This window comes from Halomicrococcus gelatinilyticus (genome assembly GCA_024227995.1).
In the GTDB taxonomy this organism is placed as follows: Archaea; Halobacteriota; Halobacteria; order Halobacteriales; family Haladaptataceae; genus Halomicrococcus; species Halomicrococcus gelatinilyticus.
The window spans coordinates 12,647-26,284 of the sequence record CP100468.1 but is presented as its reverse complement, the minus strand read 5'-3'; the positions used below and the strand labels follow the sequence as shown (position 1 = coordinate 26,284).

At 66.0% G+C, this 13,638-nt stretch carries 11 protein-coding genes; 9 read left to right on the top strand and 2 right to left on the bottom strand.

Annotated features, from left to right (window positions below; translation table 11 throughout):
* The first annotated feature begins 45 nt into the window (after positions 1 to 45).
* The 5 genes from NKT36_RS18975 (at position 46) to NKT36_RS18955 (ending at position 8,434) form a co-directional block, all read left to right on the top strand.
* Positions 46 to 1,314, top strand: a complete 1,269-nt coding sequence (locus NKT36_RS18975) for a glycosyltransferase (RefSeq protein WP_327054199.1) — start codon at positions 46 to 48, stop codon at positions 1,312 to 1,314.
* A gap of 337 nt (positions 1,315 to 1,651) precedes the next feature.
* Positions 1,652 to 3,241 (top strand): right-handed parallel beta-helix repeat-containing protein, encoded by a 1,590-nt coding sequence (locus NKT36_RS18970; protein ID WP_327054198.1) that lies wholly within the window; start codon positions 1,652 to 1,654, stop codon positions 3,239 to 3,241.
* A gap of 156 nt (positions 3,242 to 3,397) precedes the next feature.
* Positions 3,398 to 5,641, top strand: coding sequence for a flippase (locus tag NKT36_RS18965; protein WP_327054197.1), 2,244 nt, complete (start codon positions 3,398 to 3,400; stop codon positions 5,639 to 5,641).
* 77 nt (positions 5,642 to 5,718) lie between these two features.
* Complete coding sequence (gene hisS / locus NKT36_RS18960; RefSeq protein ID WP_327054196.1) at positions 5,719 to 7,041, top strand: histidine--tRNA ligase; 1,323 nt, start codon at positions 5,719 to 5,721, stop codon at positions 7,039 to 7,041.
* Between the two features lie 331 nt (positions 7,042 to 7,372).
* Positions 7,373 to 8,434, top strand: a complete 1,062-nt coding sequence (locus tag NKT36_RS18955; RefSeq protein WP_327054195.1) for a helix-turn-helix transcriptional regulator — start codon at positions 7,373 to 7,375, stop codon at positions 8,432 to 8,434.
* Here the strand turns inward: NKT36_RS18955 and NKT36_RS18950 are convergent.
* Positions 8,431 to 9,177: a helix-turn-helix domain-containing protein gene (locus NKT36_RS18950; protein WP_327054194.1), complete on the bottom strand. Its 747-nt coding sequence runs from the start codon at positions 9,175 to 9,177 to the stop codon at positions 8,431 to 8,433. The two genes, NKT36_RS18955 and NKT36_RS18950, sit on opposite strands and share 4 nt — an antisense overlap.
* A gap of 658 nt (positions 9,178 to 9,835) precedes the next feature.
* On the opposite strand from NKT36_RS18950, the gene NKT36_RS18945 reads away from it, so the two are divergent.
* Together NKT36_RS18945 and NKT36_RS18940 are read left to right on the top strand one after the other, a co-directional pair.
* Positions 9,836 to 10,429 (top strand): DUF7344 domain-containing protein, encoded by a 594-nt coding sequence (locus NKT36_RS18945; protein ID WP_327054193.1) that lies wholly within the window; start codon positions 9,836 to 9,838, stop codon positions 10,427 to 10,429.
* Positions 10,430 to 10,712: 283 nt separating this feature from the next.
* Complete coding sequence (locus NKT36_RS18940; RefSeq protein ID WP_327054192.1) at positions 10,713 to 11,012, top strand: PadR family transcriptional regulator; 300 nt, start codon at positions 10,713 to 10,715, stop codon at positions 11,010 to 11,012.
* Positions 11,013 to 11,399: 387 nt separating this feature from the next.
* On the opposite strand, the gene NKT36_RS18935 is transcribed toward NKT36_RS18940, so the two are convergent.
* Entirely contained in the window at positions 11,400 to 11,597 is a 198-nt protein-coding gene (locus NKT36_RS18935) for a hypothetical protein (protein WP_327054191.1), read from the bottom strand.
* 437 nt (positions 11,598 to 12,034) lie between these two features.
* Between NKT36_RS18935 and NKT36_RS18930 the strand changes: the two genes are divergently transcribed.
* Both NKT36_RS18930 and NKT36_RS18925 read left to right on the top strand, forming a co-directional pair.
* The gene (locus tag NKT36_RS18930; protein WP_327054190.1) at positions 12,035 to 12,991 is read left to right on the top strand and encodes a transcription initiation factor IIB; all 957 of its coding nucleotides are present in this window, start codon (positions 12,035 to 12,037) and stop codon (positions 12,989 to 12,991) included.
* A gap of 359 nt (positions 12,992 to 13,350) precedes the next feature.
* On the top strand, positions 13,351 to 13,599 hold the full coding sequence (locus NKT36_RS18925; RefSeq protein WP_327054189.1) for a hypothetical protein: 249 nt from the start codon (positions 13,351 to 13,353) through the stop codon (positions 13,597 to 13,599).
* Positions 13,600 to 13,638: the final 39 nt, after the last annotated feature.

Genomic DNA, 13,638 nt, shown 5'->3' with positions numbered 1-13,638 from the left:
GTTAGACACCCGATAATAAACACCGCCGGTTGCCAACGCCCCAGTATGTCGAGCGACGCGCGGGCACGGACCGACGACGCGCCGGACCTGGGGAACGTGCCCCACGACCACGACCTCGCAACGCTTTCCGACCGGAACCTGCTCGTCGTCGCCCACAGCTACAACCACTTCGTGAAGGGTCAGATCGACGTCCTCGCCGACTACTTCGCGGAGGTGTACGTCCTCGTGCGCTACAACCGGTTCGCCGACGTCTCGGAGTACCTCCCCATCGACTACGCCAAGCCGTTCAGCCGGAGCGCGAAGATAAACCGCGAGGACAAGCCGGACAACGTCACCGTCGTCAGCACGCCGCTGCTCTACCTCCCCATCGACCTCCACCGGCGGTTCCTCGGCGACCAGCACGCCCGCAAGGTCAAGAAGGTCGTCGCCGACCTGCCCGTCGAGTTCGACGTCGTCCACGCCCACCTGACCTGGACCGCCGGCTACGTCGGCAGCGTCCTCCAGCGGGACCTCGGACTCCCCTTCGTCCTCACGGTCCACGAGAACCACGACCTGTTCGTCGAGCAACTGGAGTCCGACAACGAGAAGATCGACCGCACCTGGGAGCGGGCCGACGCCGTCGTCCGGGTGAACCGCCAGGACGAGTCGACGCTCCGGCGGTTCAACGACGACGTCTACTACGTCCCGAACGGGTTCAGCACCGACCGCCTCCAGCGCGTCCCCCAGGAGGAGGCGAAGCGCGAACTCGGCGTCGACCCCGACACGCAACTGCTGTTCGCGCTCGGCCACCTCAAGGAGCGCAAGGGGTTCCAGCACCTGCTCGCGGTGCTGCCCGAGGTCGTCGAGCGCGAGGGCGACGTGGTCTGCGCCATCGGCGGCCACGGCGGGATGCGCCCGGACCTGGAGAGCCAGATAGCCGAACTGGGCCTCGAAGACCGGGTCGACCTGCTCGGGTACGTCGACAACGACGACCTCAGGTACTGGATGAGCGCCGCCGACGCGTTCGTCCTGCCGAGCTACAGCGAGAGCTTCGGGCTCGTACAACTGGAAGCGATGGCCTGCGGCGCACCCGTCGTCTCGACCATCAACGGCGGCAGCGAGGAGGTCGTCACGAGCGAGGAGTTCGGCTACCTCGTCGACAGCCCCGAACACCACGACGACCTCGCGGACGCCGTCGTCCGGGCGCTCCGGACCGACTGGGACCGCGACGCCATCGAGGCCCACGCCGCGCAGTTCACCTGGGAGCGCGTCTGCGTCGACGTCGCCCACCTCTACGCCGAGGTCCTCGAAGACGCGGGGAGGTCGCGTCAGTAGTCCGGTAGCTTCGTGAACACCAGCTGGGAGATTCGGCCTCGACGGTGCGACGTCGAACCGCGCTGACACTGCCGTACTCGAACCGTCTGTTTCTCGATAATTCCGACCGCAGTCGTCTCGGGGCAGCGAATTCTGGCACCCGCGTGACGCCGAGCGTGCGACGAACTGGCACGCCGGTCGAACTTAAAGGGCGGACAGGTTAAGGCACAGACTTTGGCAGAGTCGACGGGATACGTTGTCCCGTCGGAAGCTACCTCCGGGGGACGACAGGTCCCCTGGGGCGCGTCGCGCCGTATCAGCGGCGTGATACGAGGTCAGAACACGTCATCGATCCAGTATGAAACGGACAAACGGCACACATAGGCAGGACGACACACGAGACGACGCAGTAGGACGGTCGACGCGACGGACGTTCGTCCGGAGCATCGGCGCGGTCGGACTGGGCGTCGCCGGGGGACAGTACGTGGCGGGTACCGCCAGCGCGGAGTGGAGCAGCCCACACCTCGACGATTACGGGACGGTCGTCGACATGGTCGACGACGCAGGCGCGGACCCGACGGGCGAGGAGTCCGTCACCCCGCTGCTCGAGGAGTACGCGGACGACGACACGCTGCTCCTGTTCCCGTCGGGTCGCTACCGGATGCACAGCCAGTTCCGCTTCACCGGGTTCCAGAACTTCGGCATCCTCGGGAAGTCCGACGTCACGCTCGTCCCGGACGACTACCACGCGTTCGACGACGACGACTGGAACTACCGCCTGTTCCGACTGGGCGTCTCCTACAACCCCGGCACGGACCTGCTCGTGAAGAACCTCACCGTCGACCAGACGGCCGAGGACACGGGCGTCCGGGTGGTCGAGGCCGTGGTCGACGACGGCCTGCACGTCGAGGACGTCGAGATAATCGGCGAACACGACTCCGGGGCGTGGGGGCCCGGACGGTTCGCCGTCACGGACCAGGACGGAAGCGGCGTCGTCCGGAACTTCAGCGCCGCCGACGGAGCCGCCTGGACCGAGGACGCGCCGGCCGACAAGCTCTGGCGCGGGCCGTCCGGCATCGTCTGCAACGACTTCAACCGGGGGACGATGCGGTTCGAGAACTGCTCGCTCGGCGACTTCCCCGACAACGGCCTCTACGCCGCCAACGGGTCGGGACAGATCATCGTCGACGGGGGCACGTACAGGAACAGCCAGACGGCGAGCCTCCGCATCGGCGGCACCGACAGCATCGTCCGGAACGCGACGGTCGTCGTCGACGACGCCCGCGACCGGGGCAACCAGCACGCCATCCGCGCGGAGAACAGCAACTACATCCGGGTCCAGAACTGCGACGTCCGGGTGCCCGACCCGAACGGCGACGCCATCAGCACGTTCGACGTGGACCTGTTCCTGCTGGAGAACTCGACGGTGACGACCGGCGGCGACGAGGCCGTCCACGCGCTCCACCTCGGCGACGACACCGGTGTCAGCCGCATCAAGACCTCGACGTTCGACCACGGGGCTGCGGGCGGGTTCTCCGTCTGGATTCGGGACGGCGAGGGTGAGGTGAACGTCGAGGACTGCACCTTCGTCGGCGACGGCGGCCACGTCAGCGCCCGCGCCGCCGTCCGCTGCGACCGGCCGAACTGCACGTTCCGCGACCTCGACGTCCGCCAGACCGGGTCGAGTCGCCGGCGCGCCATCGAACTCCACGCCGACGACTGCATGCTCATCGGCGGCGAGTACGTCGGCCGCGAGAACCCCATCATCAACTACGGCGACGACACCTGGATCGAGTCGGTCCACGCGGACAGCGTCGACGACCACGCGTCGGTCCTCCTCTACGACACCGGGAGCGGCGTGTACATCAAGAAGAGCGTGCTCGAGGACGGCATCCAGAACCGCGGCAGCGACGACCTGAAGCTCTGGGACAACACGTACAGCGCCTGAGTCGCATTCTTTCCCGAGCTGTCACGTCCGCCACCGGAGCGGACGATACCGTTCGTCGACGGGCAGTCTAGCCGGTGTATAATAAAGCCGTCCCGGCGAGAAGCGCCGGGAGAGTGTCGTCCAAACGAGAACGCGGCAGGCGACCGTGGTGATCGAGTGCAACGAAGCATCCTGAGCGGTGTCCTCTCGGTCGCCGGCACGAAGGTCCTCACGCTGGTCGTCGGTATCCTGACGACGCCCCTCCTCTACCGGTTACTCCAGCCGGCGGGTGTCGGCGTCTACACCACCGTCCTCTCGGTGTTCTCGCTGTTCATGATCTTCGTCAGCTCCGGGGTGAGCGACGGCGTCCGCAAGTTCCTCGCCGAGGACCGCTCGCGCCCGTACTGGGAGTCCAACGTCGTCGGGTTCTACTTCCGGCTGGCGCTCGTGCTCTCGGTCGGCGGCTCCGGGCTCCTCGCGCTGGCGGCCTGGAGCGGCGTCGTCGCCGACGTGTTCGGCCCGCAGTTCGAGCCGTACTTCTACGTCCTCGCCGTGCTGGTGGTGACCGACCAGTTCCGGGCCTACGCCCGCCGGACGCTGATGGGATTCGGACTCGAACGCTACTCGGAGCCGCTGAAGGTGCTCCAGCAGCTGACGTTCGTCGGCGTCGCCATCCCGCTCGTCTACTTCGGCTACGGCGTCGTCGGTGCGCTGGCCGGCAAGATAGCGGCCGGCGCGACGGTGGCCGTCATCGGGCTGGTGCTCATCGGACGGCGGGTGTCGGTGAAGTCCGTCGCACGGAGCGCGCCGCCGGGGTTCCCGCGCCGCCAGATGCTGACGTTCAACTCGCTGTCCATCGTGCTCATCCTCCTCCTGATGTCGCTGTACCACGTCGACATCCTGATGCTGCAGTTCCAGGCCGACAACGAGCAGGTCGGCTACTACCGCGCCGCGCTGAAGCTGGCGGAGTTCCTCTGGTTCGTCCCGCTGGCGCTCCAGACCGTCTTCGTCCACTCGACGTCGGAGCTGTGGTCGAACGACCGGACGGAAAAGATATCCGAGCTCGCCGCCCGCACCACGCGGTACACGTTCCTCCTGACCGGACTGATGGCGCTCGGGCTGGCGGCGCTGGCTGACGTCGCCGTCCCCATCTACTTCGGCGCGACGTACACGCCCGCGGTCACGCCGCTCGTCCTCCTGCTGCCGGGTGCGCTCGGGTTCGCTGTCGCCCGGCCCGTCCTCGCCATCAGCCAGGGGAAGGGCGAACTGACGTTCCCCATCCTCGCCACGGGAACCGCGGCGGTCCTGAACCTCGGCCTGAACGCCGTGCTCATCCCGCGCTACGGGATGGTCGGCGCGGCGGCGGCGACCAGCGTCGGGTACGGCTCGATGGCAGTCCTCCACTTCTGGAGCGCGCGACGGGTGGGGTTCGACCCGCTGTCGGACGCGCGACTCGTCCGCGTCGTCGTGACGACGGCGCTGGCGGCGGTTCCCATCTTCGCCATCGCGCGACGGGTCGACTCGCGGGTGGTCGTCGACGGCACGGTCCCGGCGACCGGCGTCGCCGTCGACGCCGCGGTTCCCCTGTCGATCGTCGTCGTCCCGCCGCTCGGGTTCGCCGTCTACCTCCTGGTCGCGTTCGCGACGGGAGCGCTCGGGGTCCGCGAGGCCCTCCAGACGCTCTCGTCGTTCCCGGAACCAGTCGGCTCGCGCGCCGAAACGCTCCACGGGTACGTCTCAAACATGTCACTCACGTCAGAAGCAGAGTCGGTACAGAAGGTGCTCGTCGTCGTCGGCGTCCTGCTGTTCGTCGCCGGGATCGGGTTCGCTGCCCTCGACCCCGGCGTCGGACTCGGACGGTTCGTCGGCGACGACGACGGACAGTCTCCGAACGCCGGGCCGTCGCCCGGGAAAACGACGACGGCCACGCCGACGACGCAACCGGCGGACGGGACGTCGACGTCCACGACGCCAGACCAGACGACGACCCCGCCGGACCAGTCGACGACGCCACCCGCGAGCACCACGACGGGAGGGACCACGACGACCACACCGACTACCACCACCACCACCTCGACCACACCGACTACCACGTCGACCACTCCGACTACCACCACCACCTCGACCACACCGACTACCACGTCGACCACTCCGACTACCACCACCACCTCGGCCACACCGACGACTACGACGACAACCACGACTACCACCTCGACGACGCCGACCACGACCACGACTACCACGCCGACGACAACCTCGACGACCACGTCCACCACGAACGGCGGGACGTCCCCGACCGCGTCCACCACGAACGCGACGACTACGACGACCACGACGACCGAGTCGGGACCGGGATGGAGCTGGTCCGACGGGACGACCGGGACCGACAACGAGACGGTGGACGACGACTGGCCGTTCTGACCGTCGGTGGGCCACCGCCCCCTGCGCTCGCCCAGAGAATAGCCAGAAGTAAATCGCTCGCCTCCGAACCGGGGAGCATGGACGACTTCGAGAGCCTCAAAGGGTTCTACGACCGGTACCCCGAGGAATGGGCCGCGTGGCGCGATCTCATCGACACCGTCGAGGAGACGGCTCGCGAGTTCGGGTTCCGCGAGATCGACGCGCCGAGCGTCGAACCGACGGACCTCTTCCGGGTGAAGTCCGGCGACGAGATCGTCGAGGAGACGTACAGCTTCGAGGACAAGGGCGGCCGCGAGGTGACGCTGATCCCCGAACAGACGCCGACCCGGGCACGGCTGGTCCAGCAGCGCAAGGACCTCGGAACGCCGATCAAGTGGTTCGACACCTCGAAGCGGTGGCGCTACGAGGCGGTCCAGAAGGGTCGCGACCGCGAGTTCTTCCAGACCGACGTCGACATCTTCGGCGTCGAGAGCGTCGAGGCCGACGCCGAGATCATCGCCTGCGCCGCCACCATCTACGAGAGGCTCGGCGTCGGCGACGCCGTCGAGTTCAAGCTGAACGACCGCCAGCTGCTCGACGCACTGCTGGAGTCGGTCGACGTCGGTGCGGACGCCGAGGACGCCGAGGCCGTCCGCAGGGAAGTCATGCGGGTCATCGACAAGAAGGAGAAGATCAGCCGCGAGGAGTTCCTCGGCAAACTCCAGGCCGAAGGGCTCGACCGCGCCACGGCCGAGGAGATCGACGAGCTGACGGCCATCCGCGGGCCGCTCGAGGAGTCGCTGGTCGAACTCGCCGCGAAAGCACCCGACGACGAGCGCGCCGACGCCGCCATCGACCGCATGCACGACCTCCACGACGCGCTGGCGAGCTACGGCGTCGCCGACACCTGCACGCTCGACCTCGCCATCGTCCGGGGGATGGACTACTACACCGGCCTCGTCTTCGAGGCGTTCGCCACCGAGGCCGACCTCCGCGCGCTGTTCGGCGGCGGCCGGTACGACGGACTCATCGGCAAGTTCGGCGCGCAGGACGTGCCCGCGGTCGGCTTCGCCTTCGGGTACTCGCCGACGATGCAGTTGCTCGAGGAACTGGACGCCATCCCCGAGGAGACCCTGACGACGGACGCCTACGTGCTTGCCGTCTCCGACTCCGTGCGCGACGTCGCCCTCGAGTACGCGAAGGAACTCCGGAGCGAGGGGCTGACGGTCGAGACCGACCTCACCGGCCGGAGCGTCGGCGAGCAGTTCGGCTACGCCGACCGCATCAACGCCGACCACGTCGTCGTCGTCGGCGAGCGCGACCTCGAGGAGGGCGTCGTGACGGTCCAGGACATGGAGTCCGGGGAGGAGGAACAGGTGCCCCGTGACGAGGCCGTCGACCACCTGCTCGACCACCGCTGACCGGGACCGCTCTTCTATCGCTCTCCGGACGGCCAGCCACAGCGTCGGCGACCCCACGCGAACCAGCCTCGACAGCAAAACCGTCCGAACTAGCAAAACCCGTCGAACGGAACGAACCGTTCGAACGATGCCGGCGTCGACAGCCCCGTAGCGGCGGGACTCCGACGGTCCATCCAGGGGCGGTAGCCGTGTCGGGGACCGGACGGTCGCCAGACGTCCCAGACAGCTGGAAAAAACAACAGATTGATGGTTGATTGCAGACAACTGTGGAGACGGAATCTAGCATCCGCTCGCTGAACGACGGACGCCGTCGATCCGAGGAACATCATCGATGACCACCCACGGGACGGAACCGGAGACACGGGACGCGTCGAACGTGCTCGTACTCGCGCCGCTCACACCGGCGGGCAACAGGGACTGCATGGAACTGGTGGCCGCGACGCCGCCGGAGGAGTTGGCGCTCGCGGCCGTCACGTACACCCAGCCCCCGGACCGGTGGACCGACGACTGGCTGGACGTCGTCGGGAGCCTTCCCGCCGAGACGCAGTTCGTCCACGCGAACCGGATCGCGGGAGCAGAATCGTACGAGGAGACCACGCCCGGCAGCGTGTCGTCAACCGTCGTCGACCCGGCGGACCCGATGGAGATCGTCGTCCCCGTGAGCGACCACCTGGAGCGACACGCCGACGAGTCGGTGGTCGTCGTCGTCCAGACGCTGAGCGTCATGCTGGAGTACGTCGACTTCGACACCGCCTTCCGCTACCTCCACGTCCTCACGCACAGGGTGCAGGCCGCCGGCGCCGTCGGCTACTACCAGCTCGACCCGGCCGTCCACGACCCCGAGACCGTCGACACCCTGACGACGCTGTTCGACGCGGTCGTCGAGGTCACTGACGACGGGTACGAGTGGACGAGTGCGTCGGCGTACGAGGTGTCCGGTGCCGACGGACGCGCTGCCGTGGCGGGGCACGGTAGCGACCCGGACGGGCTGCTGGCGCGACTCCGCGGTGCACTCGCGGGCGTCCTCGACCGCGAACCGTTCTCGTCGCTCCGAGGGGGCGACGAACGGACCGACGCAACGACGGCGAGCCGTATCGGCGGGGGTACCACCGCTGGATGGAACGAGCGGCAGGAGGCGGAGTCGACGTCGCTCGCGAACGAGGAGATGCTGACCGACGAGGAGCGCATCCGGACGCTGCTCATCCAGTACGGCGGGCAGATGAAACAGGCCGACATCACGGCCGAGACGTCGTGGTCGAAATCCACCGTCAGTCGGAAGCTGTCGAAGATGGAAGAGGAGGAGACGATAACGCGGATGCAGGTCGGGCGCGGCAACCTCGTGTTCCTGAACGGGTCGGAGCCGGAGGCGTCGACGTCGTCGTCCGAGGCCTAGTCGCGGTCGACGGCGAAGGTGCTCGCGATCAGCTGTCCGGTTGCGCGGCGAAGCTGCTGCGAGATGGCCGACGTGGAGATGTCGAGCTTCTCGGCGAGTTCGCCCTGCGAGATGCCGCGCGGCACGTCGTAGTAGCCGCACTCGTAGGCCGTCAACACGGTGTCGCGCTGGCGCCCGGTCAGGCGGACGTTCGTGGAGTCGTCGGACGGTTCGGCGTCGTACAGCTGTCGGACCCGGAACGAGATGTCCTCCTCGACGCACGCCGTCCGGAAATCGATGAGCGGGTCACGCGAGAGCATCTGCACGCGAACGACCCACCCGCCGTCGCCGCTCTTCACGTCGAGGACGCGAACGCCGAGTTCGGCAGCCAGGGGAAGGAACCGCGTCACGGACGCGGTGGCACCGATCCGGTAGACCCGTCGATCGGCCGAGACGGAGAACGTCGTCGCCTCGGCGACCGTCGGGTCGCCGTCGAGCGCGCGTTCGAACGCCGCGAAATCGTCCCCCACGACGCTGACGAAGAACGTCGACTCGCTCGCCATCGCCTTGTCCTCGAGCTGGACGGTGACGCCCGGTACCGACTCGATGGTCGACGTGAGAAGGAGATCGTCGTGAGAGAGGTGGATTTCGGCGAGCAGGGTCCTCGGGGAGTCGGACGGCGTCGAATCACCGAACGACACACCCCCGGATGTATCAGGGGCCTCGTCGAGGGGACCGTCAGTGTTGGATGCGCCACGAGCCATTGTAGGGGGAACTCAAATCCAGTTCGAGATATTAGAGCACCTTGCATTAAAACTTAGGGAGTGGGAACACAGACGAAATTCAATGTTACCCCCACAATATAAGTACAAATCTAGAATTCAGGTCGTATGACGTCGGCTATCGGTCAGAACACGTACCTGACACGGTCACTGGTCAGCAGAGCCATCTGACACGTCGGCGATCGAAGGCGAATCGTCCGTGACGGGGTGGCAAGGAAAGGCGAGGGAGACGATATCATGAGCGCCACGACCCTCGCTCCTCTCGACTGCTCCCAGCGGTTGCTGGGCGACGTCCGCTACGCGCTCGATGGGAATTACTATAGAGTCGTTAATCAGTCCGAACGGTCGGTTCGGAGGAGGACGGACGTCCACCGCGCTCGTCGTCGCCTCGACGGCCATCCCGACAGCGTGCTGTGCGTCGACTCCCTTTTCGCATCCCTGCCTGGCGAGTCGCGACGACGCTCTGGGGAACGGTGCCCGGCGTCCCACCGACAATATAACAGCCATACTGTGATTACAATTAACCATTGTACTGACGTTAACGCCCGGGAAAGGACCCCCTACGACCCCGACAACGGTCCGCAACGATGTGGGAGAGCGTCACCTGTTTATTACCCCAGTCGCCGATAGGATCGATATCATGAGCGCTACAGAGACCCGGACCGATAGCGCCACCGATCAGGTCCCCGAACCGTCGACCGAGCCCGAGCTCTCGCAGGACGACGTGTTCCATCTCCTGCAGACGCCGCGTCGACGGTACGTGCTGCGCTATCTGAAAGAACACGAGGGGCCGGCCGAGATGCGCGAGATCGCGGAGCAGGTCGCGGCCTGGGAGAACGACACGACCGTCGCGGCGCTCACCTCGGACGAGCGCCAGCGCGTCTACATCCCGCTGTACCAGTCCCACCTGCCGAAGCTCGACGAGGAGGGGGTGGTGGAGTACGACCAGAGCCGCGGTATCGTCGAGCGGACGGAACTGGCGAACCGCTTCGACCGCTACCTCGAAGTGTCGGAGGAACCCGACGAGGAGGACGACGACCGCGCACACCAGTGGGAGACGTACTACCTCGGCATCTCCGTCCTCGGAGCCCTCCTGCTCAGTGGCGTCACGGCCGGGCTTCCCGGTGTCAGCGCGCTTCCGCCGATCGCGGTCGGCGGACTCGTCGTCACCGCAGTCACTCTCGTGACGCTCGTCCAGATGCGCGTCGCACGCGAGGAACGAACGTCACAGTGAATCGCCAGACCGCGAAATCCGTCAACCGGCGTTCATAGCGTTCTGCGGCCGTCGTTCCGGATTTTCGATAGACGGAAACTGCCTGTTTCCTCGGAAGCCGACGACCCCCGCTGCACCAAATCGATGTGCGGCGTGGACCATCGTGCCAGCTGCTCCATTCGAACAATTGTATTCTTACATATATGTCGGTTCTCTTTACCGCTGACGAAACCGGTTTTCATCCCCTGAACCGGCATTATCATGTGTTTAACTAATACCACGGAGACATTACAATGATGCGGACATGTACGACCTGACCGGTTTCCAGCGCGACCTGCTGTACGTCATCAACGGTCTGGACGAGCCTCACGGTCTCGCCATCAAAGAGGAACTGGAAAACTACTACGAGAAGGACATCCACCACGGTCGCCTCTACCCGAACCTGGACACCCTCGTGGACAAGGGACTCGTGGAGAAAGGGCAGGTGGACCGGCGCACGAACTACTACACGCTGACCCGTCGCGGACAGCGCGAGATAGAGGCGCGGCGCGCGTGGGAGGCGAAGTACCTCGACGACAGAGAGGCCGCGGAGCTCACCAGCTGAACGACCGTCGTTCGGTCGCCGACCCGTCCCGCGACCACTTCTCCCCGCGAGCACCCCGACGGAGAGACATATAAAAGATGGATATGCTAAGGGGTAGTTTTTGGACCCCACTTTGCAAGGTTTTTCGTGATGGTCGTCAGTCCCGAAGGCGGGAGAGAAATGCCGGGGAACCATGACACACCGAACGACATCGACGCTATCGAGCGATGCGCGTACTGTCGGGACTACGTTCCGGTAACGCGCATCGAACTGGCGGTGGCGGAAGGCGACTCGTATCTCCGAGCGGACGTCGACATCTGCGAGAGCTGTCAGACCGACCTTCGATAGCGACCCGGTGGACGTCCGGGGACGGGGACGTCCGTCGGGCGAGCAACCGGGGGTCGACCACTACCGGTCGTTCCGGTGGCCGTGTCCCAGGAAGAGCGCGACGACGTGGAGGGCCACCAGGCCGAGGAACACCGTCACCTCCGCCGATTCGAGACCGCCGGAGAAGAGCGGCAGGTAGAGGAACGGGAGCGATATCGCCGCCCAGAACGCGACGAACTGGACCGGCGGCGCGACCAGTCGGCGTGTCTCCAGCACCATCGACCGTAGATCGACACCGTCGGCGGTTTCGGGGTCGTTTCGCAACGTGGAGGGCACGTTCACCATATTGCTTCGAACGAGCCGGGACGACATATAAGCGGGCGAGCCTTAGCGACGATTCGCGTCTTTTACGCGCACAGGGGATGTTTTACCGGCAACCTACGACGTTTCACGAAGGAGCGAGAGCCGGCATAACATTTTAAAACCGATTCTGAGGCCGTTACTCGGGATGGCAGTGTGCCGGCTGTCGCTGCTCGTTCAGACGGTGGCAGACCGTCCGTGACGGACGCGCCCACTGCATCGAACGGGGAGGGTCGTGCCGGCAGCTAGCACGCGCGGTGGCCAGGCCAGCGACGTCCCGACGCGGCGGAAGCCTGTCAGTCGAACACCAGTTTGCATCCGGGGGTTTAAATGTCGCTCGCGTGTAGGGAAACTGCATGGAACGGTCCACTCGCCAGCGAGAGCGCCATACCGAGGAGAGCGAAACGGAGGACGAGGGGGTCCAGGGATGTCCGGAGTGTGGGTCGGAGAACCTCGTCAACAGCGCGGACCAGTCCGAGCTGGTCTGTGACGACTGCGGTCTCGTGGTCGAGGAGGACCACGTCGACCGCGGGCCGGAGTGGCGCGCGTTCAACCACAGCGAACGACAGAGCAAGTCCCGGGTCGGCGCGCCGACGACCCAGACGATGCACGACAAGGGACTGACGACCACCATCGACTGGAAGAACCAGGACGCCTACGGGCGGTCGCTCTCCTCCGAGAAGCGCAGCCAGATGCATCGGCTGCGGAAGTGGCAGGAGCGCATCCGCACGAAGGACGCGGGCGAACGGAACCTGCAGTTCGCGCTGAGCGAGATCGACCGGATGGCCTCTGCGCTCGGCGTCCCGCGGTCGGTACGCGAGGTCGCCTCCGTCATCTACCGACGCGCGCTCAACGAGGACCTCATCCGGGGGCGCTCCATCGAGGGCGTCGCCACGAGCACGCTCTACGCCGCCTGTCGTCAGGAAGGCATCCCGCGCAGCCTCGAAGAAGTCGCCGAAGTGTCCCGGGTCGACCAGAAGGAGATCGGGCGGACGTATCGCTACATCTCCCAGGAGCTCAGCCTCGAGATGAAGCCCGTCGACCCGAAGCAGTACGTCCCCCGGTTCTGCTCGGATCTCGGCGTCAGCGAGGAGGTCAAGTCGAAGGCCAACGAGATCATCGACACGACCGCGGAGCAGGGACTACTCTCGGGCAAGTCGCCGACGGGGTACGCGGCCGCCGCCATCTACGCGGCGTCGCTGCTCTGCAACGAGAAGAAGACCCAGCGCGAGGTCGCCGACGTCGCCCAGGTCACCGAGGTCACCATCCGCAACCGCTACCAGGAACAGATCGAAGCGCTCGGCATCCACTGACCGACGTTCGCTTCCCGTTCTGCCGTCCGCGTCGCCACTCGGGGTCGGTAATCGTAGCGACGAGAACGCAAACGAGTCCCGCGTTCGAGCGGAGTCGCCCGGAAAGAGAACTTTCGTGAGGGTTTGGAGACACGTCAGCGGGGTGCCAGCCCGCCCCAGGGACCCCGGCATCGCCGGCCGACTGCGTCGGCGCCCGACCGCGGGCGTACCTGGACCGTACGCACCTATCCACTTCGTTATACACATGCTAAACCGATAGTTTCGACCACTTCCGGCCGACACCCGTCGTCGACGCACCCAGTTATCGGTTCTGATATTCCCCACTATTTTTAATATACCTACATTACATCTACGAATTTATGAACGATATTATAGAGATCGTCGAGGGGAATCTACGGGCGATGCTCGAGTCGGGGGAGCTCGAGTGCCCGGCCGGCGACTGCGACAACCAGCGGTTCCGGGTGAACATCCGCCGCGACGACGAGAAGGGGTTCGTCGGCGACGCCTCGTGTCGCGACTGCGAACTCCGCATCGAACTCGACCTCGACGATCCCATCAACGACGGGAAGACGACGCTCACCGGGTTCCGCGATCAGTTCACCACGTAGCACACCGAGAACCATCGACGTTCCCCCACCGACGCATCT

What these genes read in the sequence shown, in the direction of transcription:
- NKT36_RS18975 (WP_327054199.1), top strand. Translation starts at nt 46, where the DNA reads ATGTCGAGCGACGCGCGGGCACGGACCGACGACGCGCCGGACCTGGGG.
- NKT36_RS18970 (WP_327054198.1), top strand. Translation starts at nt 1,652, where the DNA reads ATGAAACGGACAAACGGCACACATAGGCAGGACGACACACGAGACGAC.
- hisS (WP_327054196.1), top strand. Translation starts at nt 5,719, where the DNA reads ATGGACGACTTCGAGAGCCTCAAAGGGTTCTACGACCGGTACCCCGAG.
- NKT36_RS18955 (WP_327054195.1), top strand. Translation starts at nt 7,373, where the DNA reads ATGACCACCCACGGGACGGAACCGGAGACACGGGACGCGTCGAACGTG.
- NKT36_RS18950 (WP_327054194.1), bottom strand. Translation starts at nt 9,177, where the DNA reads ATGGCTCGTGGCGCATCCAACACTGACGGTCCCCTCGACGAGGCCCCT.
- NKT36_RS18945 (WP_327054193.1), top strand. Translation starts at nt 9,836, where the DNA reads ATGAGCGCTACAGAGACCCGGACCGATAGCGCCACCGATCAGGTCCCC.
- NKT36_RS18940 (WP_327054192.1), top strand. Translation starts at nt 10,713, where the DNA reads ATGTACGACCTGACCGGTTTCCAGCGCGACCTGCTGTACGTCATCAAC.
- NKT36_RS18935 (WP_327054191.1), bottom strand. Translation starts at nt 11,597, where the DNA reads ATGGTGCTGGAGACACGCCGACTGGTCGCGCCGCCGGTCCAGTTCGTC.
- NKT36_RS18930 (WP_327054190.1), top strand. Translation starts at nt 12,035, where the DNA reads ATGGAACGGTCCACTCGCCAGCGAGAGCGCCATACCGAGGAGAGCGAA.
- NKT36_RS18925 (WP_327054189.1), top strand. Translation starts at nt 13,351, where the DNA reads ATGAACGATATTATAGAGATCGTCGAGGGGAATCTACGGGCGATGCTC.